The 21,922-nt window shown below is 42.1% G+C and carries 17 protein-coding genes; 11 read left to right on the forward strand and 6 right to left on the reverse strand.

All coding sequences use genetic code 11. From position 1 onward, the window contains the following. Positions 1-47: 47 nt before the first annotated feature. From FY557_RS15305 to FY557_RS15325, 5 genes are all read right to left on the reverse strand, one after another. The gene (locus tag FY557_RS15305) at positions 48-1,007 is read right to left on the reverse strand and encodes an acetylornithine carbamoyltransferase (protein ID WP_149248111.1); all 960 of its coding nucleotides are present in this window, start codon (positions 1,005-1,007) and stop codon (positions 48-50) included. A 349-nt stretch (positions 1,008-1,356) separates the two neighbouring features. Next, the gene (locus FY557_RS15310) at positions 1,357-2,526 is read right to left on the reverse strand and encodes an aspartate aminotransferase family protein (RefSeq protein ID WP_149248112.1); all 1,170 of its coding nucleotides are present in this window, start codon (positions 2,524-2,526) and stop codon (positions 1,357-1,359) included. A gap of 290 nt (positions 2,527-2,816) precedes the next feature. Next, the gene (gene argC / locus FY557_RS15315; RefSeq protein ID WP_149248113.1) at positions 2,817-3,779 is read right to left on the reverse strand and encodes an N-acetyl-gamma-glutamyl-phosphate reductase; all 963 of its coding nucleotides are present in this window, start codon (positions 3,777-3,779) and stop codon (positions 2,817-2,819) included. A gap of 88 nt (positions 3,780-3,867) precedes the next feature. Beyond that, positions 3,868-5,064, reverse strand: a complete 1,197-nt coding sequence (locus FY557_RS15320; protein WP_149248114.1) for an argininosuccinate synthase — start codon at positions 5,062-5,064, stop codon at positions 3,868-3,870. Continuing rightward, positions 5,036-5,635: a GNAT family N-acetyltransferase gene (locus FY557_RS15325; protein ID WP_149248115.1), complete on the reverse strand. Its 600-nt coding sequence runs from the start codon at positions 5,633-5,635 to the stop codon at positions 5,036-5,038. The genes FY557_RS15320 and FY557_RS15325 overlap by 29 nt, the downstream gene beginning before the upstream one ends. A gap of 160 nt (positions 5,636-5,795) precedes the next feature. Between FY557_RS15325 and FY557_RS15330 the strand changes: the two genes are divergently transcribed. From FY557_RS15330 to FY557_RS15375, 10 genes are all read left to right on the forward strand, one after another. After that, positions 5,796-6,212: a terminase gpP N-terminus-related DNA-binding protein gene (locus tag FY557_RS15330; RefSeq protein WP_149248116.1), complete on the forward strand. Its 417-nt coding sequence runs from the start codon at positions 5,796-5,798 to the stop codon at positions 6,210-6,212. A gap of 243 nt (positions 6,213-6,455) precedes the next feature. Further along, complete coding sequence (locus tag FY557_RS15335) at positions 6,456-7,835, forward strand: porin (protein WP_149248117.1); 1,380 nt, start codon at positions 6,456-6,458, stop codon at positions 7,833-7,835. A gap of 77 nt (positions 7,836-7,912) precedes the next feature. Continuing rightward, positions 7,913-9,493: an MFS transporter gene (locus tag FY557_RS15340; RefSeq protein WP_149248118.1), complete on the forward strand. Its 1,581-nt coding sequence runs from the start codon at positions 7,913-7,915 to the stop codon at positions 9,491-9,493. Positions 9,494-9,536: 43 nt separating this feature from the next. Continuing rightward, positions 9,537-9,764 (forward strand): DUF6814 family protein, encoded by a 228-nt coding sequence (locus FY557_RS15345; RefSeq protein WP_149248119.1) that lies wholly within the window; start codon positions 9,537-9,539, stop codon positions 9,762-9,764. 157 nt (positions 9,765-9,921) lie between these two features. Further along, positions 9,922-10,116: a hypothetical protein gene (locus tag FY557_RS15350; protein WP_149248120.1), complete on the forward strand. Its 195-nt coding sequence runs from the start codon at positions 9,922-9,924 to the stop codon at positions 10,114-10,116. Then, positions 10,109-12,793: an ATP-binding protein gene (locus FY557_RS15355; protein WP_185151741.1), complete on the forward strand. Its 2,685-nt coding sequence runs from the start codon at positions 10,109-10,111 to the stop codon at positions 12,791-12,793. The genes FY557_RS15350 and FY557_RS15355 overlap by 8 nt, the downstream gene beginning before the upstream one ends. A gap of 36 nt (positions 12,794-12,829) precedes the next feature. Further along, complete coding sequence (locus FY557_RS15360) at positions 12,830-13,195, forward strand: response regulator transcription factor (RefSeq protein ID WP_149248122.1); 366 nt, start codon at positions 12,830-12,832, stop codon at positions 13,193-13,195. Positions 13,196-13,258: 63 nt separating this feature from the next. After that, positions 13,259-15,145 carry an AMP-binding protein gene (locus tag FY557_RS15365; protein ID WP_149248123.1) on the forward strand — a complete coding sequence of 629 codons (1,887 nt, stop codon included), beginning with the start codon at positions 13,259-13,261 and terminating at the stop codon, positions 15,143-15,145. A gap of 38 nt (positions 15,146-15,183) precedes the next feature. Further along, positions 15,184-17,109, forward strand: coding sequence for an acetate--CoA ligase (gene acs / locus FY557_RS15370; RefSeq protein WP_228451805.1), 1,926 nt, complete (start codon positions 15,184-15,186; stop codon positions 17,107-17,109). A gap of 690 nt (positions 17,110-17,799) precedes the next feature. Beyond that, positions 17,800-20,004, forward strand: a complete 2,205-nt coding sequence (locus FY557_RS15375) for a RelA/SpoT family protein (RefSeq protein ID WP_149248125.1) — start codon at positions 17,800-17,802, stop codon at positions 20,002-20,004. A 143-nt stretch (positions 20,005-20,147) separates the two neighbouring features. On the opposite strand, the gene FY557_RS15380 is transcribed toward FY557_RS15375, so the two are convergent. After that, positions 20,148-21,152 (reverse strand): YihY/virulence factor BrkB family protein, encoded by a 1,005-nt coding sequence (locus FY557_RS15380; protein ID WP_149248126.1) that lies wholly within the window; start codon positions 21,150-21,152, stop codon positions 20,148-20,150. Between the two features lie 235 nt (positions 21,153-21,387). Between FY557_RS15380 and FY557_RS15385 the strand changes: the two genes are divergently transcribed. Next, positions 21,388-21,861, forward strand: coding sequence for a 23S rRNA (pseudouridine(1915)-N(3))-methyltransferase RlmH (locus FY557_RS15385; RefSeq protein WP_149248127.1), 474 nt, complete (start codon positions 21,388-21,390; stop codon positions 21,859-21,861). The last annotated feature ends 61 nt before the right edge of the window (positions 21,862-21,922 follow it).

The raw sequence follows: 21,922 nt of genomic DNA on the forward strand, positions 1-21,922 counted from the left end.
AATTTTAAAAAGAATTGCATTCAAATTTAAACTACGGTATATACATCCTATTTCGAATCTAATCCATCCAGAATTTCAGAAAACACCGCCTGCGCCGAGAAAATCCGGTTCTTGGCCTGCCGGTAAATGATCGAATTTTCTCCGTCCATCACCTCATCGCTCAATTCAACATTTCTCCGGACCGGAAGGCAGTGCATGACCTTCGCGTTATTCGTGGCTTCCAGCTTTTCGTTGGTCAGCATCCAATTTTCCTTTACCTCGGGCATCGCTGCATAATCATCAAATGATGACCAGTTTTTAACATAAATAAAATCAGCGTCTTTTAAGGCTTCTCCCTGATCGTGGATCACCGGTACCGCTTTGGTAAAATTCTGATCCAGGTCATAGCCTCCCGGATTGGTGATGACGAAATCGACGTCCATTTCCTGCATCCATTCGGCAAATGAGTTCCCCACGGCCTGCGCGATCGGCTTGATGTGCGGCGCCCAGGTCAGGACCACTTTCGGCTTTCGTTCTTCGGTCCAGTTTTCGGTAATCGTCATACAGTCTGCCAGGCTTTGCAGAGGATGCCGCGTAGCAGATTCCAGGGAAATAACCGGAACTTTCGCGTGCTGTTCAAATTGGCTTAAAATACTTTCGTTCATATCATCTTCCTTGTTTTTCATCCCGGCAAAACAACGTACCGCAATAATATCGCAATACTGGTTCAGGACTTCGATGGCATCTTTGATGTGCTCTACCGTATCGCCGTTCATCACCGCTCCGTCTGCAAATTCCAGGTTCCAGGCTTCCTGCGCGGCGTTTAAGGTTAAGACATTCAACCCTAAATTCTGTGCGGCAATCTGGCTGCTTAAACGGGTTCTTAAACTGGAATTTAAAAATACCAGTCCGATGGTTTTTCCTTTTCCTTTCTCCGGTTCTGAGAGCGGATTTTCTTTAATGAATAATGCTTTTTTTATAATTTCCTGTAAGTTGTCAACATCACTTACAGCGGTGAATTTTTTCATTGTAATGGATTTTTAGGAGCTTTCGGTTATTGTTTTTTCTTCCAGAGGTTGTATAGATTTTCACAAGATTATAATGTGGCTTCGGCTCCGCTCAGCCACCAAGCTATCATGAGCTTTTGTCTTTAATGTTTAAATTCTCCCACAGATTGCATGGATTTTCACAGTTTTAGCGTGGCTTCGAGAGCCTCAGCCACCAGACTGTCGAATTTCTCAAAATATTACAGCATTAAAAAAAATCTTCGATTTTTTATCTTCTGTGATCTGAAGTATTTGCCATACTGTAACCTAAAATCTTATGCTTCTAATGTGCTAAAAAGCTTTGTGGTTAAAATTCTATCAATGATTTTTCCTAATGCATCAAAACCTTCTGCTCTTTTGCGGTTATGCTTTCCAACACCGTTTTCAAAGCTTTAATAAACAGATCGGTTTCCTCCTTTTTGATATTCAGCGCCGGAAGAATCCTCAAAACGGTTTTGTCATTGGAATTTCCTGTGAAGATATGGTGATCGTACAACAGACTGTTCCTTACTTCCGCACAATCCCGGTCGAGTTCGATCCCGATCATCAGACCTTTCCTGCGAATGGTCCTGATATGCGGAAAATTTTTAATTTCATTTTCAATATATGCTCCCATACTTTGGGCATTTTCGATTAGGCTTTCCTCTTTCATCACGTCCAGTACAGCGATTGCTGCCACGCAAGCCAGATGGTTCCCGCCAAACGTGGTTCCCAACAGCCCGTTGCTGGCTTTAAATTTCGGATGGATCAGAACGCCGCCGATTGGGAAACCGTTGCCCATCCCTTTCGCTGTCGTGATCAGATCGGCCTCGATTCCGAATTCCTGGTGCGCAAAGAAATACCCGCTTCTTCCATATCCCGACTGTACTTCATCCAGAATCAGAACCGAATCATACTTTTCACACAATTCTTTGATTTTAGTTAAAAATTCAACCGTTGGAATCATAATGCCGCCTACACCCTGGATCCCTTCAATGATCACAGATGAAATCTCATGGCCTTCTTTTTCAAAAATTTCTTCAAGCTGTCCGATATTGTTCCATTCGGATTTGATAAATCTTTCGTCATAATTTACCGGAGCGACGATCTTCGGATTATCGGTTACCGACACGGCCGCTGAAGTCCTTCCGTGGAAGGAGCCGGAAAAATAAAGGACTTTGCTTTTGCCGTTATGGAAAGAAGCCAGCTTTAAAGCATTCTCATTCGCTTCCGCTCCCGAATTACACAGGAATAAATGATATTCTTCTAGTCCTGAAAGCTTTCCTAATTTATCCGCCAGTTCAGTCTGCAGTTCGTTCTGAACGGAATTTGAATAAAAGGATATTTTATCTAACTGCTCTTTTAATCGGTTCTGATAATACGGATGGCTGTGCCCGATGGAGATCACGGCATGGCCTCCGTAAAAATCAAGGTACTGTTCTCCTTTCTCGTCCCAAAGAAACGATCCTTTGGCTTTTACCGGATTGATATTGAATAATGGATATACGTTGAATAAATTCATGTCTTAATTAATAATTGATGTTTGATTTCTTTCTTTTGCCTTGAAGCAAAAGAAACAAAAGTTCAAGACTGGAAACTTCCGCTAAAAATATTTTTGTCCCCTAAAAATCCCAAAACTCGCGCGAATTATTTATCTGTTCTCTGATCCAATATTGTCTCGCATTTAAACAGTGGATTTTCTCAACGGTTACAAAATTATTTTTCTTAACGCTCCATTTCCTAAGTCGGTTTTTATTGGTTATAAAATTCACCATTGACTTTTTGACTATTGACTTTATTGACTATTCATCTTTAAAAGGCTGCCGGTTTCAGGTTCAGCCCAAGGTTTTCTTCCCAGCTCATCGCGATATTCATGTTTTGCACTGCCTGGCCGGAAGCGCCTTTTAACAGATTGTCAATCGCTGAATGAATGACATTCACATTCCCTCGTTTTTCAATCTGAATCACACAGCGATTGGTATTGACAACCTGTTTCAGATCAATAGCTTTTTCACTGACCGTTACAAACGGTTCCTCTGCATAAAAATCCTTAAACCATTGTTCTATATCTGAAAGCTCCGCTTCCGTTTTCACTGTAGAGCTTGTAAATATCCCTCTTGCAAAATCCCCCCGCCACGGCACAAAATTCAGGCTGACTTCATTTGAGTTCGAAGCAACCAACTGTTGAAGAATCTCATCCACATGTTGATGTGTCAGGGTTTTATAGGCCGAAATATTATCGTTCCTCCAGGTAAAATGCGTTGTCGCCTGTAAAGACTGTCCTGCGCCCGTAGAACCGGTAATTCCAGTGGTGTATACTTCATTCAGCAGGCCTTTTTCTGCCAGGGGAAGCAACGCCAACTGAATGGCTGTAGCAAAACATCCCGGATTGGCAATGCTTCTGGCTCCTGAGAGTTGTTGTTTATTGATTTCCGGCAATCCATAGATAAAATCCCTGTTGCCAAAATTTCCATCCAGCCGGAAATCATTTCCTAAATCGATGACCAGCGTTTCTTCCTTTACCGGGTTTTGCGCCAGCCAGTTCCGGCTCTCCTGATGAGGAAGGCACAGGAAAAGAACATCTGTTTCTTCCGGCCGGTCCGTAAGTTTCATTTCACAAACGGTTTCAAGATCCGGGTATAAATCCGAAATTTTTGTTCCCGGATGGGAACGGCTGTACAGAAATCTTAAAGACACCTTGGGATGAAAGGCCAGAAGGCGGACCAGTTCGCTGCCGGTATAACCGTTGGCTCCTATAATTCCTACCGTCTTCATAAAGTTGAATTGATATTTTTAATAAATTTAAACATACTTAAAGAGTAAAGCTTAAAGCCAATAGCCATTAACCAACAGCCATCAGCAATCATACATTCGCCTTATTTATTTGATGGTATATATTCAGTGAGTTGCTTACGATTTTCGTATACCCTTTTACATCATCACCGGTCCAGGCTCTATTGGCTTCCCCGTAGCTTCCGAACTTATCGGACATTAAATCATGTACCGACTCAATCCCATTTAAAACAAACCGGTACGGATGAAGGGTTACAAACACTTTACCGCTTACCGTTTTCTGGGAATCTATCAAAAAAGATTCGATGTTTCTCATCACAGGATCCAGGAAAAGCGCTTCATGAAGCCAGTTTCCATACCAATCGGACAGTTGGGATTTCATCATCTGCTGGTACTTTGAAAGTGTATGTTTTTCCAGTAAATGATGTGCTTTAATAATCACAGAGGCCGCCGCTGCTTCAAATCCAACCCTTCCTTTAATACCGACAATCGTATCGCCGACGTGAATATCACGGCCGACGCCGTAAGAGGAAGCCAGCTGTTCAATTTTCTGGATCGCGTAGACCGGATGTTCAAAATGTTCTCCGTTCACTGCTGTAACTTCACCGTTTTTAAATTCAATTTCCAGTTCCGAAGGCCGGTTTTCTTTAATTTGTGAAGGAAAAGCTTCTTCCGGAAGGCTGTTCCGGGAGGTCAGTGTTTCTTTTCCGCCCACCGATGTTCCCCATAATCCTTTATTTACGGAATACTGCGCTTTATGGAATTCCATATCGTAACCGTGGCTTCTCAGGAATTCAATTTCCTCTTCGCGCGACAAAGAAAGATCACGGATCGGTGTAATGATTTCGACGTCCGGGCACATCACCTGGAAAATCAGGTCAAACCGCACCTGATCGTTTCCCGCTCCCGTACTTCCGTGGGCTATGGCATCGACACCGGTTTCTATGGCGTATTTAGCAATTTCCTGAGCCTGGATGGTACGTTCTGCACTAACAGACAGAGGATAGGTATTGTTTTTCAGCACGTTTCCGAAAATCAGATACTTAACACAAGAATTATAGTAGTCTTCCTGAGCTGCAACGCACCTGTATTCTTTCACTCCGAGATCCATGGCCCTCTTCTCCAGTTCTTTTTCTTCTTCTTTAGAAAAACCTCCGGTGTTTACAGTAACTGCATACACATCATACCCCAGTATTTCGCTGAGGTATTTGGCACAGTAAGAGGTATCCAGACCTCCGCTAAACGCTAAAACTACTTTCTTGCTCATTATTGTATCGATTATCCGGCTGAACATTTTCAGCACTGTTCTTTTTTATATTTTCAGGAACGAAAAGCATGGCCGTACAAAGGCAGTTCTTCCGTTCTTTCTTCATTAGAATGTCGTAATTCACGCAGCTTTTGCAGCCGTTCCAGAATTCTTCATCCTGGGTAAGTTCGGAATAAATGACCGGTTTGTAACCGAGATCGCTGTTGATCTTCATGACTGCCTGTCCGGTAGTTAATCCGAAAATCTTGGCTTCCGGATACTTATTCCGGGATAAAGCAAACACTTTATCCTTGATCAGGGTAGCGACTCCAAGGTGTCTGAAATCCGGAGAAACAATCAGTCCGGAATTGGCCACAAACTGACCGTGAGACCAGGTTTCTATATAACAGAACCCTACCCATTTTCCGTTATCCGTCGCGACGACCGCATTTCCTTCAGTAATTTTTTTACTGAGATATTCAATAGAGCGCTTGGCGATCCCTGTTCCTCTGCGCTGTGCAGAATCATACATTTCCTGCTGTATTTCATTCACATACATCAGATGAATGGATGAGGAAACTTCTATATTCATGTATTTATCTGAATTTTTCAGCAAATTTAAAATAATATTACTTTAAAAAGCAAATACTAAAGATATTTTTTATCTTAAAATATTATTAAAAAGTTAATTTATCTTTACGTTAATTTAATATATTGATAAATTATTATATATTTGCTAAAAAAATATAGGTATGGAAAATCAATGCCCTAAATGCAACAGTATCAAAGCTGTAAAAAGCGGAATCGTTAATGAAAAACAGCGCTTCCTATGCAAAGAATGCGGATATTATTTTACCGTAAAAAAATTAGGAAAACAGATTGACGATTATTACGTAACTAAAGCTTTACAGCTGTATCTGGAGGGATTAAGCTTCCGTGAAATCGAACGGATCATAGGGGTTTCCCATGTCACCATCAGTTCGTGGATCAAAAAATACAACATTACGAGACCGCCCCACTCGGAATTCCATCCGGTCTATAAAATACTGAAACAGAACGAACTGATCGACTATATGTCAAAAGAAGAAAACATCAAAAATTCAGGCCTTATCATCACCCAATTTGCCGATAAATATATGCTGATCAAATGGGAAAGGTTTAAAAAATGAGTTATAAGTTATTAATGCTGAATTAAAAATAATTTAACCATTAATAAATCATAGCCTTACAATAGCCTGTATCATGTTTTTCTATCCCTTGAGACAGTGATCAAACATATAACTTGAAACTCATAACTCATACTTTATAACTTGCAGCTATATCCTTACCGGTAATATATATTAAATTTTCGTAACTAAATTATTAATTACAATTTGGCTTTTATAAAAAACAACGCCAAAAATTGATAATTTATGAAGAAATTACTCACTTTTATCGGATTAGCTTTAATCAGCAATTCTTTATATTCCCAGGGATCGCCGGATTATGGAAGCGGACTGAAACTCAACCTGAATCAACAGGGCGATAAATACGTCAGATTTATTTTATGGGATCAGTTCTGGCTGAGAAATACTGAAATGAATCCCGGGAGTATGGTGGGCAGAGAACCTACCGACAATTCCTGGAGCCTGGGAAACCGCCGGCTGCGTGCTCTGGCTTATGCTCAGATCTCCAAAAGATACATGATCCTCCTTCATTTTGGAATTAACAATCAAACCTTTATCAACGGTGGCGCCCCGGGAACTACCGGTACCGGTGGAAACGGCAACGGGAAAAAGACCCAGCTGTTTTTCCACGATGCCTGGAATGAATATGCCGTAGTTTTACCAGGAGAGGCCGGGAAATTCAGCTTATCCTTAGGAGCCGGGCTGCATTATTATATGGGACTTTCCCGGATGACCATGGCTTCCACCCTGAATTTCCTTACCGTAGACTCCCCTGTCTTTACCTGGCCGCTGATCGACAATTCCGACCAGTTTGCCCGGCAGCTGGGAATGTTTGCGAAAGGAAAATACGGAAAACTGGAATACCGTTTCAGCCTGAACAAACCTTTTGCGACCGATCTTACCCCTGTCAACGTTACCGATCCGGCAAAAGCCGTGGCCGTAGATAATAATGGAAACCCGAATTTCTCAAAGGCAGGTTATGTGGAATACCAGTTTCTGGATGAAGAATCCAATACACTGCCTTTTAAAGTCGGCTCCTATTTAGGAACGAAAAAAGTTTTCAATGTAGGCGCCGGGTTTTATCATCAAAAAGACGGAACACGGACTTCCGTAAATTCAACTGTTGAAAAGCACGACATCAGCCTTTTTGCCGTGGATGCTTTCGCCGATATTCCTTTGGGCAATGCTAAAAATAAAATGGCCGTTTCCGCTTATGCAGGCTATTACAATTACCAGTTCGGCCCGAATTACCTGAGAAATCTTGGAACCATGAACATTGCCGCTTCCGATCCGAATTTTATCGGTCAGAAAGCCATTGCAGGACCGGGAAACCTTCAGCCTGTGATCGGTACCGGAAATATGATTTATGCGCAGGCCGGATTATTACTGCCAAGCCATGCAGAAAAACCCAAAATCAGGATCCAGCCTTTTGCCGCCTATACGCACAAAAGCTTTGAGGCTTTAGATAAATCATCCTCACAATTCGATATCGGAGCCAACTGGTTCCTGGACGGCCACCACGCTAAAATTACCACCCAGTACTCAACAAGGCCGGTGTATATGAGCCCGACGGAAAGTCCTTCTTCAAAAGGGGAATTTATCGTACAGTTCCAGATTTATCTATAGCAATGTCTGGCATCAGCCATCAAAAAGAAAATTTCAGAAACTCAATAACAAATTTAACCAACACTAAACCAAGCCATATGAGCGAAAATCATCACGATGCTTACCAGAACATGACTGAGAAGCAGAAAAACCGCACGATCTGGAGCGTTATCACCGCCTCCTCCCTCGGCACCCTGATCGAATGGTACGACTTCTATATCTTCGGAAGCCTTGCCGTCGTTTTATCGACAAAATTTTTCCCGGCAGACAATCCCACCGCCGCATTCTTATCCACGCTGGCTACATTTGCTGCAGGATTTGTGGTGAGGCCTTTCGGAGCTCTGTTTTTCGGAAGACTGGGAGATCTCATCGGAAGAAAATACACTTTCCTGGTTACTTTACTGATCATGGGATTCTCTACATTCCTTATCGGATGTATTCCGAGCTATGAAACCATCGGGTTTATGGCACCTGTCCTGGTCTTAATTTTAAGATTATTGCAGGGATTGGCATTGGGCGGAGAATACGGAGGTGCCGCCACTTATGTGGCAGAATACGCCCAGCCGCACCGGCGGGGATACTGGACTTCCTGGATACAGACCACGGCAACGGCAGGATTGTTTATTTCATTAATTATTATCTTAATTACGAAAAGCACCTTATCGGCTGAAGATTTTGACAACTGGGGCTGGAGGGTTCCTTTCTGGATCTCGATCCTGATGGTAGGTGTTTCATATATCATCCGGAAAAACATGAAGGAATCGCCGCTTTTTGCCAAGGCTAAAAGTGAAGGAAAAACTTCTAAAAATCCGTTAAAAGAAAGCTTCGGCAATAAATTCAATTTCAAATTCGTCTTGCTGGCCTTGTTCGGAGCAGCCATGGGACAAGGGGTAATCTGGTATACGGGTCAGTTTTATGCCATGAGCTTCCTGCAGAAAGTAATGAACATCGAATCCGCACAGGTCGATAAGCTGATGGCGATTGCGCTCCTGATGGGAACGCCGTTCTTCGTATTTTTCGGGTGGCTTTCCGATAAAGTGGGAAGAAAAGCCATCATGATGACGGGAATGCTGGTTGCGATTCTGGCATACCGTCCCATTTATGATAAAATGTTCAACAGCATTGACCTGAAATCCAAAACGGTTGCCAAAAACGGCCTGGTTGAAAAAAGAACGGCAAAAATACATGATAAAATTGCGACCGACAGCCTGATCACCTTCCATAAAGAACTGACGTATACCGACGGGACTTTGATGAAAAAAGACAGCATCGTCCACTGGTCGCCGGCAGGACCTGTCATGAAAGACGGAAAAGCGGAAGAACCTAAAGTAACCCAGTCCGTTAAAATAAATACCGACACGAATATGCTCCTGATATTTCTAGTATTCATCCAGGTGATTTTCGTAACGATGGTATACGGCCCTATTGCCGCATTTTTAGTAGAAATGTTCCCGGTAAGGATCCGTTATACCTCAATGTCGCTGCCTTATCACATCGGAAACGGCGTTTTCGGGGGACTGCTTCCGGCTGTGGCTACTTATCTGGTAACAACAGGCAAGGAAGCGGGCCACGCCACCTGGTATCTGGAAGGACTTTGGTACCCGATAGGCGTTGCTTCCGTATGTTTGCTGATCGGATTATTTTATCTTAAAAACAAGAACAACAATATTCACGATTAAGTGCTGAAGCATTTAAATTTTTATTAATTTTAAATCTACTAAAATGAACGGACTAAAAAAAATATTAGGTATACTCTGGATCGCCATTGCACTGGTGGTAGGATATTTCGGGATTACGGTCTTGGGAATCCCCAAAATCAGCTCAGGAAAACAGGAAGATCTGGTTTTCGGAATTATCGTCCTGTTTGTGCTGATGCCGATTATCTCAGGCGGACTGGCGATTTTCGGCTATTATGCCCTGATCGGGGAATATGCTGACGAGAAAAGCTAAGTGATGAATGATGAATGGTAATTGATCAGTGATGGATAAATTTCCGTCAAACGATCAATTACCATTCATTAATTATTTATCATAAAAAAAGTTATAAAATATAAATGACGGATTACCTGTCATAAGATGATCAATCATCATTTATCAATCATCAATCATGAAAAAAAGACACGAACAAAAACTGATTATCCTGAGCATCGGGCTTCTGATCGCCTTCAGCATTCCTATATCGCTGCTGTTCAACAGTTCCCGTGAAGTTTTCGGTTATCCGGTGATTCTAGTCTATATTTTCGTGGTCTGGATGATTTCCATCATTATTTCTTTTGTAATTGTAAAAAAGCATGATGAGTAGTTTCGCATTGTTCACCGTGGTTTTATTTTACCTGGCTCTTTTGTTCCTGGTGGCCTACCTGGCAGAAAGGAAGAAAAGCAAGCTATGGATCAACAATCCTTATATCTATGCCCTCTCGCTTGCAGTTTACTGCACCGCATGGACGTATTACGGAAGTATTGGTGTAGCGGCGACCAGCGGGCTCAATTATCTACCGATTTATGTCGGCCCCATTATGATCATTCCAGCGTGGATTTACATCAACACCCGGATTGTGCGGATTTCCAGGGTTAATAAAATCAGCAGCCTGGCCGATTTCATTTCATTGCGGTATGGCAACAGCAGGAGCCTAAGCGCGATCATCACCATTGTCTGCCTTCTGGCGATCGTGCCTTATATCGGACTTCAGATCAAAGCGATTTCCGAAACATTCCATCTGGTTACCGAAACGGAAATTTCAAAAAATATCTTAACGGATAGTGCTACGTTTGTTGTTCTTTTAATCGCTCTGTTTGCATCGTATTACGGCACCCGGTATGTAGATGCTTCGGAAAAAAGACTGGGCATTATCTCAGCTATTGCCTTCGAAAGTTTTTTAAAACTGTTTTTCATTATTGTTCTGGGAGTGTTCGTTATTTATTTTGTATTTGACGGATTTTCGGACATTTATGAAAAAGCCAACCGGTTCGCGGATTTTAAGCAAAAAAACACATTCAACGGGATTGAAGGAGCTATGAACTGGATGGTCCTGTGTATGATCTCAGGAACAGCCATCTGCATTTTGCCGCGGCAGTTCCATACGGCCATCATCGAAAACCGGCAGGAGAAGCACATTAAAACAGCGATCTGGTTTTTTCCGATCTATCTGTTGATTTTTACCGTCTTTATTTTTCCGATCGCCTGGGCGGGAAGGCTGATCTTTGACGGACAAAACGTTAATCCGGAGTTCTACTCCATTTTAATCCCTCAGCATTTCAACAATACCTGGATTACGGTCTGTGTTTTTCTGGGCGGACTGAGCTCTTCCATTTCAATGATCATTATTTCCGCCATTACTTTATCCATCATGCTTTCCAACAATTTAATTATTCCCTACGGACTGCTTGGGAAATTTAAGTCAGAGAATGAAATAAAAAATACCCGCATCATTACCAATATCCGGAAGTTCAGCATTTTCGCGCTGATCATCATGGCGTTTGCCTTTTATAAATATTTCATTTTAAAAACTTCGCTGGATTCGGTGGGACTGATTTCCTTCGTGATTATCGCCCAGCTGGCACCCGCTTTTTTCGGGGCGATCTTCTGGCGGAGAGGAAGCTACAAAGGGGCTGTCGCCGGATTGCTTGCAGGGCTGGTGATCTGCTATTTCGGCTTAATTATCCCCCAATACTATTTTTCCTTTAATCAGGAACTAAAAGGGGCTTTGAGAGATCTGTATGAGGCTTTCAACTTTTTTACCATTCCTTTTTTGGGAAGAATTCCGGAAATCTTCTTTTGGTCACTTCTTGTGAATTCCGGATTGTTCAGCATCATTTCCGTAAGCAAGAAAGGCGATTACCGGGAACGGAACTTTGCCGAACTGTACGTGGACATCGACAAATATATCCAGAATCATGAAAATGCCTTTATCTGGCGCGGGACTGCCTATGTTTCGGATATCAAAAATATCCTGGAACGGTTTCTGGGAAAAAAGAAAACCGAACAGGCCCTGCGGATTTTCAATTTGAAATACAACATCGACTCGCAGGCTGAGACGGCCGACTCAAGATTTATCAAATTCTCGGAAAACCTGCTGGCCGGACGAATAGGCACCGCTTCGGCAAAAATTTTAATCGAAGGGGTAACCAAAGAAGATAAAATTTCGCTGAAGGAAGTCCTGAATATTCTGGAAGAATCCAAAGAAACGATCATCCTTAATAAAAAACTTACGGAACAATCGGAAGAGCTGAAAAAATTATCGGACGACCTGAGAAACGCCAATGAAAATTTAATTATTAAAGACCAGCAGAAAGACGATTTCCTGGATTCCGTTGCCCATGAGCTGAGAACGCCGATTACCGCTATCCGGTCCGCCGGAGAAATCCTGGCTGACGATGATGATATCCCGCCGGATATCAAACAGGAGTTCCTGAACAATATTATCACTGAATCCGACCGGCTGAGCGAGATCATCAACGATATCCTGTATCTTGATAAGCTGGAACATGGTGAAATTGTATTGCACATAAAGGAACACAACATCCTGGAAACCTATAAAAAAGCACTGAATCCGCTCCTTCATTTGATTCAGCAGAAAAACATCCATATAAGCGAAGTTAATCTTCTCAATCGGGTGTTATTTGAATATGATGAAGCCCGTATGATTCAGCTGTTTCAGAATATTTTAGGAAATGCACTGAAATTTACAGATGAGCAGAGAACGATTCAGACTAAATTTGCCGAAAAAGAAAACCGCTTCGTCATTACCTTATTCAATACCGGAAAACACATTCCGGAAGAGGATCTGGAAATGATTTTCGACAAATTTTACCAGTCCAAAAGCCAGAATATTTTAAAACCGGCAGGCAGCGGGCTTGGGTTAGCTATTTGCAAAAAAATCGTTCAGGCCCAGGGAGGCATTATAAAAGCAGAAAACAGCGGGCTGGGCGTGACCTTTACGGTTACCTTGCCGGCCAATAGAGGTAGTGAAGAAAATTGAACCCTAAGGGTTCCTATTTAATAAAGAAAAAGAAAAATGAAAAGGATCATTATTGCAGATGACGAACATAAGATACTGATGTCGTTGGAATACAGCTTCAGGAAAAACGGCTACGACGTATTTATTGCCAGAGACGGCACGGAAGTCCTGGAATTTCTAAAAACCATGGTTCCTGATGTCATCCTGTTGGATATTATGATGCCGAACCTGGACGGATACAGCACCCTGGAGATCATCAGGCAGGATGAAAAACTGAAAGAGACCAGAGTTATTTTCCTAAGCGCGAAAAACAATCCGAAAGATATAGAAAAAGGGCTTGAGATGGGTGCTGATGCCTACGTTACCAAGCCTTACTCCATCAAAAAATTGATGCAGCAGATTGCAGAAATGCTGGGAGAATGATTGATAAATGATATTGATGATTAATCGCTTTTAAACACGATTGGATTAATTAAAAAAACAAAAATGGATACGGAACATTTATTTAAAAGAAGCATAGAAGACAAAGAGAATTTCTGGAAGGAGCAGGCTGAGCAAATACAGTGGTTCAGATTTCCGGCACAAATTCTTTCGGAAGGCAAAAACGATTATCCCCAATGGTTTTCCGACGGGGAACTGAATATGTGTTACCTGTGCATCGACAAACATATCGAAGACGGCTTCGGGGACCAGACGGCCATTATTTATGACTCTCCTGTGACCGGACAAAAGAAAACATATACCTTCAGCCAGGCTAAAGAAGAAATTACAAAGCTTGCCGGAGGATTGGTTTCCCTGGGGTTACAAAAAGGCGATACCGCCGTGATCTATATGCCGATGATTCCCCAGACATTATTTGCTATGCTGGCCTGTGCAAGAATTGGCGTTATTCACAATGTAGTTTTCGGAGGTTTTGCCCCGCATGAGCTGGTGGTAAGGATTGATGACTGCAAGCCGAAGGCACTGATTACCGCAACCGCGGGCATCGAAATTTCCAAAAGGATTCCTTACCTGCCGTTGGTAGAAAAAGCCATCGAGCTGGCTCAGGATAAAGTGGAAAACATCATTGTCTACAACAGGAAACTCGCCGACAATCAGCATGAAATGTTTGGCGGACTGATTGATTATGAAGAACTTGTTCAACAGTCGGAACCGGCAGACTGTGTTGCCGTAGAATCCATTCATCCACTCTATTTACTGTATACTTCGGGGACAACGGGAAAACCGAAAGGCATTACCCGGGATACCGGTGGTTACGCCACAGCCTTAAAATTTTCCATGAACTATATCTACGGCGTAAAACCGGGCGAAACCTATTGGGCTGCCTCCGATTTCGGATGGGCGGTTGGCCACAGCTTTTCCGTCTACGGACCGCTGATCAACCGGAACACCACAATTATTTTTGAAGGGAAACCGGTGATGACGCCTGATGCGGGAACTTTCTGGAGGATCATTTCAGAGTATAAAGTCTCAGTCATGTTTACGGCGCCTACCGCCATCCGGGCGATTAAAAAAGAAGATCCTGACGGCGAACTGATCAAAAAATACGATTTAACCCATTTTAAAAAGCAGTTTCTCGCCGGGGAAAGATGTGATGTCGCCACCCTCGACTGGTTTGAAAAACACATCGGCGTCCCCGCCATCGACCATTGGTGGCAGACGGAATCGGGCTGGCCGATGCTTGGCCTGATGACTGCTGACGGGAACTATAAAATCGAAAGGGCTTCCGCCGGAAAACCGGTTCCTGGCTATGATATTAAGATCTTTGATGAAAACGGCTATGAGCTGGATGCCCATCAGGAAGGCTATCTCATTATTAAACTTCCGCTTCCGCCGGGAGCACTGCTCGGCATCTGGAATGATAACGACCGTTTTCAGAGCAGTTATCTATCGCAATACAAAGGCTATTATTTCTCAGGAGACGGCGCTATAAAAGACGAAGAAGGCTATATCTTCATCACCGGAAGAGTCGACGATGTCATCAATGTGGCCGGTCACCGCCTCTCGACTTCCGAAATGGAAGAGATCGTTTCCTCACATCCCGATGTGGCCGAATGCGCCGTAGTAGGTATCGATGACGACCTGAAAGGTCAGGTTCCTTTTGCAACAGTTGTCTTAAAGAACTGTTCCCGTATTTCCTGTGAAACGATAGAGAAACAGATCGTACAGATGGTCCGGGATAAAATCGGTGCTGTCGCCTGTCTGAAAAATGTGATGACTGTAAAACGCCTGCCGAAAACCCGCTCCGGAAAAATCCTGAGAAAGCTGATCCGTACTTTGCTGGACGAAAAAGAATTCCAGGTTCCGTCGACAATTGATGATGAAAAAATCGTCGAAGAAATTCAGCTGAAAATCAGAGAATATAGGGCGTAAACAAGAAATTAAACATAAATTTAAATAACAAAATTCAAATAAAAAACGAAAGGGATATGAGAAACTACCTGATAGAAGATTTACCGCATTATTTTGAAGAATATAAAAAGTCTATTAAAAATCCAAAGAAATTCTGGGACAAAATAGCCGATCAGAATTTTGTCTGGTATCAGCGTTGGAGCAAGGTCGTGAAATATGACATGAATGAAGCGAAGATCACCTGGTTTAAAAATGCCAAATTAAATATCACCAAAAACTGCCTGGACAGGCACCTTTCCGTGCGCGGCGACAAGACCGCTATTATCTGGGAACCTAACGATCCGAAAGAAGAAGCCCAGCATATTTCCTACAGTGACTTATATACAAGGGTCAACAAAACCGCTAACGTTCTTAAAGAAATGGGCATTGAAAAAGGCGACCGGGTGTGCATCTATCTTCCGATGATTCCTGAACTGGCCGTTACCATGCTGGCCTGTGCCAAATTGGGTGCCGTGCATTCCGTTATTTTCGCCGGATTCTCTGCTTCTGCCGTTGCCTCAAGGGTAAATGACTGCGAAGCGAAAATGGTGATTACTTCAGACGGAAGCTACCGTGGAAACAAAGTGCTCGATCTGAAAAGCATTGTGGATGAAGCCCTTGAAAAAACACCGAGCGTAGAAAAAGTTTTGGTCGTTAAAAGAACAAAGAACGAAATAAAGATGAAAGAAAACAGGGATTTCTGGATGGAAGAACTGTATGAAAATGCTTCTCCGGATTTCGTGACGATGATCATGGATGCTGAAGACCCGCTTTTTATTCTTTATACTTCAGGTTCTACCGGGAAGCCGAAAGGAATGCTGCACACCTGTGCCGGATATATGGTGTATACGGCTTATACTTTTAAAAATGTATTCAATTATAAAGAAAACGATATCTACTGGTGTACGGCTGACATCGGATGGATTACCGGACATTCCTATATCCTTTACGGACCGTTGCTAAACGGAGCCACGACCGTCATTTTTGAAGGGGTTCCTACTTATCCTGAGCCTGACCGTTTTTGGGAAGTAATTGAAAAACATAAGATTACCCAATTTTATACCGCTCCTACTGCCATACGTTCACTGGCTAAGGAAAGTGCGGAATGGGTAGACAAGCATGACCTGAGCAGCCTGAAAGTAATAGGATCCGTAGGTGAGCCCATCAATGATGAGGCCTGGCATTGGTTCAACGATCACGTTGGCAGGAAAAAGTGCCCGATCGTCGATACATGGTGGCAGACGGAAACCGGAGGAATTATGATTTCGCCACTGCCATTTGTAACACCTACCAAACCAACCTACGCCACCCTTCCGCTGCCGGGGATACAACCCGTCCTGATGGATGACAAGCGCAATGAAATTATGGGCAACCAGGTAACCGGGAACCTGTGCATCCGTTTTCCATGGCCGGGAATTGCCAGAAGCATCTGGGGAGATCACCAGCGGTATAAAGAAACCTATTTTACAGCCTTCCCTGGGAAATATTTTACCGGTGACGGTGCCTTGAGGGATGAAGTAGGCTATTACAGAATTACGGGACGGGTAGACGATGTAATCATCGTTTCGGGACACAACCTGGGAACCGCGCCAATCGAAGACAGCATCAACCAGCATCCGGCTGTAGCGGAATCCGCTATTGTAGGCTACCCTCACGATATCAAAGGAAATGCTTTATACGGCTATGTCGTGCTGAAGGAAACCGGGGAAAGCAGACAAAGGGAAAACCTGAAAAAAGAAATCAACCAGCTGATCGCCGATCAGATCGGTCCGATTGCCAAGCTGGATAAGATTCAGTTCGTTTCAGGACTTCCGAAAACACGTTCCGGAAAAATCATGCGCAGAATCCTGAGAAAAATTGCAGAAGGCGACTTCAGTAATTTCGGGGATATTACCACGCTTTTAAATCCTGAAATTGTGGAAGAAATTAAAAATGAGAAAATTTAATTGAAACTAAGAAATTACGAAAGCGGGCTTATTAAGTCCGCTCTTTTTTTCAGCCTCCCGATCATTTAAAAAGATTGACACCTGCTTTCATTAGCGTAAATACGATATTATTAATTTGTTTTCAGAATCAGAATTAATCATTAATAGCATCCTCTTAATTAAGATGGAAAATAATATAATTTGATAATACAGACTGCCGGCTATAATATCAGTAGAAAAACTTCCGGCATCCAGCCTGCCCCTTCAGGCCTTTTAAATTGTTCCTGCTTCGAGTTTACATTATTATCAGAATTTATTAGTGTATTTTGAAATTTATAGTTTTATTAATGTTATTAAAAACAATCAATCGTTAGTAATAAAATATCAAATATTAATTTTTATTAAAAAATATTAAATTATATTAAAAATTACATTACCTTTACCACCGATTTAAAATTCAAGACACCGTGAATATATTTTAAAAATAATTCCTGTCCAGTATTTATAAAGTTAATCTGGTCTTGAAATTTAAGTTAAATCCCAAAACCGCACGAACATAAAAGGTTTTGCAAGCGGGAAGGATTCTGAAACGAAATTTAACTATCAAGGATAAAATCTATAACCTGAGTCCGCAGAACTTTCTGCGGATTTTTTAGCTTTGAAAAGTGCGGGAAATTTCGTATTTTCGTTTAAATATAGGCTGCTGCACAAATGAGTTACGACTTAGAACAAGAGAATAAGGAGATCCTTGCAAGATACAAAGATCTAATTTCTAACACATACCGGACTTTAGATGAGGAAAACAACAAGCTCATCCGAAAAGCATTCGACATTGCCCTGGACGCCCATAAGGACCAGCGCAGAAAATCGGGTGAACCCTACATTTACCATCCCATTGCCGTTGCGAAAATCGTAGCGACAGAAATCGGTTTGGGAGCCACTTCTATTGCCTGTGCTCTTCTGCACGATGTAGTCGAGGATTCCGACTATACTTACGAAGATCTTAAGAAAATCTTTGGTGAGAAAATAGCAAATATCGTAAACGGGCTGACAAAGATCTCCATCATGAACCACCAGAATATTTCGGTACAGTCTGAAAACTACCGGAAACTTCTGCTGACACTTTCTGAAGATTTCAGGGTCATCCTGATTAAGATCGCCGACCGTCTTCATAATATGCGGACTCTCGAAAGCATGGTACCGGACAAGCAGAAGAAGATTGCCTCCGAAACGGTTTATATTTATGCACCGATGGCCCATCGTCTCGGTTTGTATAACATCAAATCCGAACTTGAAGACCTTTCTTTGAAATACAACAATCCTGATGTCTATAAGGAGATTACGGAAAAACTCGAGCTTGCCAAGGAAAGCCGTGAAAGGTATATTGAAGAGTTTAAAACGGAAGTTTCCGAAAAGCTGCATGAAGAAGGCCTGCATTTTAAAATCAAAGGAAGGGCAAAGGCTATTTCCTCGATTTACCGGAAAATGCTGAAGCAGGGCGTTTCTTTTGAGGAAGTATATGATAACTATGCCATCAGGATCATCTATAAATCCGATGCCAAGAACGAGAAATTCCTGGCCTGGAAAATTTATTCCATTGTAACAGATGTTTACCATAGTAACCCTTCCCGAATGCGTGACTGGATTACGCAGCCGCGATCTACAGGCTACGAAAGTTTACATTTAACGGTCCTGGGACCTGATAAAAAGTGGATTGAAGTGCAGATCCGTTCGGAAAGAATGGATGAAATTGCTGAAAAAGGGGTGGCTGCCCATTACAAATACAAAGAAGGCTACAAGCAGAGCTCGGAAGACCGCAACTTTGAGAACTGGGTAACGGAGATCCGTGAGGTACTCGAACAGCAGCAGAACCTCACCACTTCGGAACTTCTTGATAACATCAAGCTTAATTTATATTCCAAAGAAGTTTTTGTCTTTACGCCTAAAGGAGAAATTAAAATTTTACCGACCAATGCTACTGCTCTTGATTTCGCCTTTTCGGTTCACTCCGATCTGGGGATGAAATGCCTGGGAGCGAAAATCAACGGGAAGCTGGTCCCGATTTCCTATGTTCTTCAGAACGGGGATCAGGTGGATATTTTATCTTCCCAGAATCAGAAACCAAAATCCGACTGGCTGGAATTTGTGGTGACCTCAAAAGCCAAATCCAAGATCAAGAGCTACCTGAATTCACAGAAGAACCAGCTGGTTGATGAAGGGAAAGAAATCCTGCAGCGAAAGCTCCGTCATGCCAAAATCAGTTTTAATGATGACGAAATCAACAAGCTGCAGAAATTTTATAACCTTAAGAGTTCTCAGGAACTGTTTCTGAAATTCCAATCCAACGAACTGGATGCAAGCAGTTTGAGAAAGTATATTGAAAGTAAAAATGTATTCAACAATCTGCTTTCAAGATTCAGGAAATCCCCATCAAAAAATACAGCCTTTGTAGAACCGAAGGAACAGAATCTTGATATGATCGTCTTTGGAAAAGATGAAGAGAAGCTAAATTATACTTATGCCAAATGCTGTACGGTAATTCCGGGCGACAAAATTTTCGGGTTTATTACGATTTCAGACGGAATCAAGGTCCACAGCGACAACTGCCCGAATGCCATTAACCTCCGTGCCCAATACGATTACCGGGTAATCCCTGCCAAATGGGTAAATGCGGAAAGCTTCAAAAACAGGGTGAAAATCGAAATTGAAGGGCTTGACAGGATGGGAATGATCAATGATATTACCACGGTTATCAGCGGTTCCATGGGAATGGATATGAAAAGTATGTCGATCGAATCCAACGACGGAATTTTTACAGGAACCATTATTCTTGAGGTGAAAAACAAAAGCCAGCTTGAGCAGACTTTTACCAAACTGAAAGACATCAACGGCGTTTCCAGGATCAGGAGAATATAATTTGTAATTACAATTTACAGGATTTTCCGGAATATTAATTTTTCCGGAAATATTCTGATTTTCTGTCTTACAGCCTTATGCTGGTACATTTGAATTATTAAATTCTGGACTTTACATGATTAAAGTTAGTTGTGATTAACTTATCAATCGTTTTCCTCATTCTTATTTTTAAGATTTTTCCGGCGGCTCAGCAGTGTTTTGCTGTTGATCTCTTTGTTTTTGGTATTTCTCTTCAGTTCATCGGACAGCAGTTTTTCAATTCTCACCTTTCTGATGGCCATATTTAATTCGTTTCCGAAAAGAAGCAGATAAACATTGACGTTAATCCAGATCATCAGAAGAATCATGCTTCCGATGGAACCGTACAATACATTGTAACGGGCGATGTTTTTTACATACAGCGCAAAAATATAAGTCGTTACGACAAACAGAACCGTCGTCAGAATCGCTCCCGGAACTGCCTGCCGGAACCTCGCAATCCGTACCGTTCCCAGCCAGTAAAATAACGTAAGGAGGATAAAATAAAAAATAGGAAAGGAAACAAATCCGATGATTTTCGAAAGGTTCTTGATGAGCCACGAGATATCCTTTACCGGCGTAAAAAGCTTCAATACAAATTCCGAATAGTAAACCCCGAACAGCGATAGGAAAACGATGGATATAAACCCGATGGTAATGAAAAAGGAAAGGATGAATTCTTTCACATCCGTCATCTTTTCATCTGTATTTTCATTAAATCCGTTGATGAGAGAAAAGGTTCCGTTTGTCGCAAAAATCAGGGCAAAAACGATGGTCAGGTTACTGATCCCTTTCATGTTCGGGACAATGCTGTTTTCGATATAATCGCGGACATCACCTTCAATATTGGATGGGAAAATATTATGCAGTAAAACATCAAAAATATAAAACTGTAGCTTGTCATAATGCGGCATATATGGCAGAATTGACAGCAAGAAAAGAATAAACGGGAACAGACTAATGGTAAAGCTCCACGAAATAGCTGCCGCCTTACGGCCTATTTTATCCTTAAAAATTCCGCGGATATAGATCTGAAACATCTGCCAGAGGGAAATACCTAATACAGGGATATGGATATCGTCGAAAAACTCTTGGATTTTCAAGATAAATTTTGGAAGTTTTGCGCTCATTCTTTATTTTAATATAACCGTTCTGTCCAGCATTTCGGTATCCACCATCGATACTCCCGCCGATGCGAGCCATCGGTAGAAAATACGAAAATACAGGAAGGAATTTGTATTATGCATCGGACCGGTGTTCCTACAAAAGTAATGATTTTTTTAAAATTGAAATTTCCCATTGAATTAAGGAATGATGACTTTCTTTAATTTATGAATATCTTTGTCATTAAAATTTACTCTAATCATGCAGATCAGCTTACTTTGTATCGGAAAAACAGATGATAAGGAAATCACTTCACTCATTAATTATTACCTGAAACGTCTTCCGAAACACTGGAACTTCGAGATTACCGAAATCCCGGATGTAAAAAATGCAAAAAATCTTTCGCCCGACCTTCTGAAAAAGGAAGAAGGAAAACTGTTTTTAAACCATATCGACCGGACGGATCTGGTCCTGATTCTGGATGAAAAGGGAAAACAGCTCACGAGCAGGGAATTTGCCGGTAAAATCGACGGCTGGATGAATGCTTCGGTAAAAAAAATCCACCTGCTGATTGGCGGGGCTTACGGATTTTCGGATGAAATGTATTCGAGAGCGAACGAGAAAGTATCGCTGTCTAAAATGACGTTTACCCATCAGATGATCCGGCTGTTTATTGTAGAGCAGCTTTACCGGGCCGATCAGATCCTGCAGGGAAAGCCTTACCACAACGACTGATACAAACGTTAAGGCTCGGGACGGCAAGCCGTCCCGAGCCTTAACCCGTACTATTTTTAAT

It is taken from the genome of Chryseobacterium sp. SN22 (assembly GCF_008329705.1).
GTDB lineage: Bacteria > Bacteroidota > Bacteroidia > Flavobacteriales > Weeksellaceae > Chryseobacterium.

Excerpts from the sequence above, each read along its gene's own strand:
- FY557_RS15320 (WP_149248114.1), bottom strand. The coding sequence starts at position 5,064 with ATGAGCAAGAAAGTAGTTTTAGCGTTTAGCGGAGGTCTGGATACCTCT.
- FY557_RS15330 (WP_149248116.1), top strand. The coding sequence starts at position 5,796 with ATGGAAAATCAATGCCCTAAATGCAACAGTATCAAAGCTGTAAAAAGC.
- FY557_RS15375 (WP_149248125.1), top strand. The coding sequence starts at position 17,800 with ATGAGTTACGACTTAGAACAAGAGAATAAGGAGATCCTTGCAAGATAC.
- FY557_RS15350 (WP_149248120.1), top strand. The coding sequence starts at position 9,922 with ATGAAAAAAAGACACGAACAAAAACTGATTATCCTGAGCATCGGGCTT.
- FY557_RS15335 (WP_149248117.1), top strand. The coding sequence starts at position 6,456 with ATGAAGAAATTACTCACTTTTATCGGATTAGCTTTAATCAGCAATTCT.
- FY557_RS15340 (WP_149248118.1), top strand. The coding sequence starts at position 7,913 with ATGAGCGAAAATCATCACGATGCTTACCAGAACATGACTGAGAAGCAG.
- FY557_RS15305 (WP_149248111.1), bottom strand. The coding sequence starts at position 1,007 with ATGAAAAAATTCACCGCTGTAAGTGATGTTGACAACTTACAGGAAATT.
- FY557_RS15345 (WP_149248119.1), top strand. The coding sequence starts at position 9,537 with ATGAACGGACTAAAAAAAATATTAGGTATACTCTGGATCGCCATTGCA.
- FY557_RS15310 (WP_149248112.1), bottom strand. The coding sequence starts at position 2,526 with ATGAATTTATTCAACGTATATCCATTATTCAATATCAATCCGGTAAAA.
- FY557_RS15380 (WP_149248126.1), bottom strand. The coding sequence starts at position 21,152 with ATGAGCGCAAAACTTCCAAAATTTATCTTGAAAATCCAAGAGTTTTTC.
- FY557_RS15360 (WP_149248122.1), top strand. The coding sequence starts at position 12,830 with ATGAAAAGGATCATTATTGCAGATGACGAACATAAGATACTGATGTCG.
- argC (WP_149248113.1), bottom strand. The coding sequence starts at position 3,779 with ATGAAGACGGTAGGAATTATAGGAGCCAACGGTTATACCGGCAGCGAA.
- FY557_RS15385 (WP_149248127.1), top strand. The coding sequence starts at position 21,388 with ATGCAGATCAGCTTACTTTGTATCGGAAAAACAGATGATAAGGAAATC.
- FY557_RS15365 (WP_149248123.1), top strand. The coding sequence starts at position 13,259 with ATGGATACGGAACATTTATTTAAAAGAAGCATAGAAGACAAAGAGAAT.
- FY557_RS15325 (WP_149248115.1), bottom strand. The coding sequence starts at position 5,635 with ATGAATATAGAAGTTTCCTCATCCATTCATCTGATGTATGTGAATGAA.
- FY557_RS15355 (WP_185151741.1), top strand. The coding sequence starts at position 10,109 with ATGAGTAGTTTCGCATTGTTCACCGTGGTTTTATTTTACCTGGCTCTT.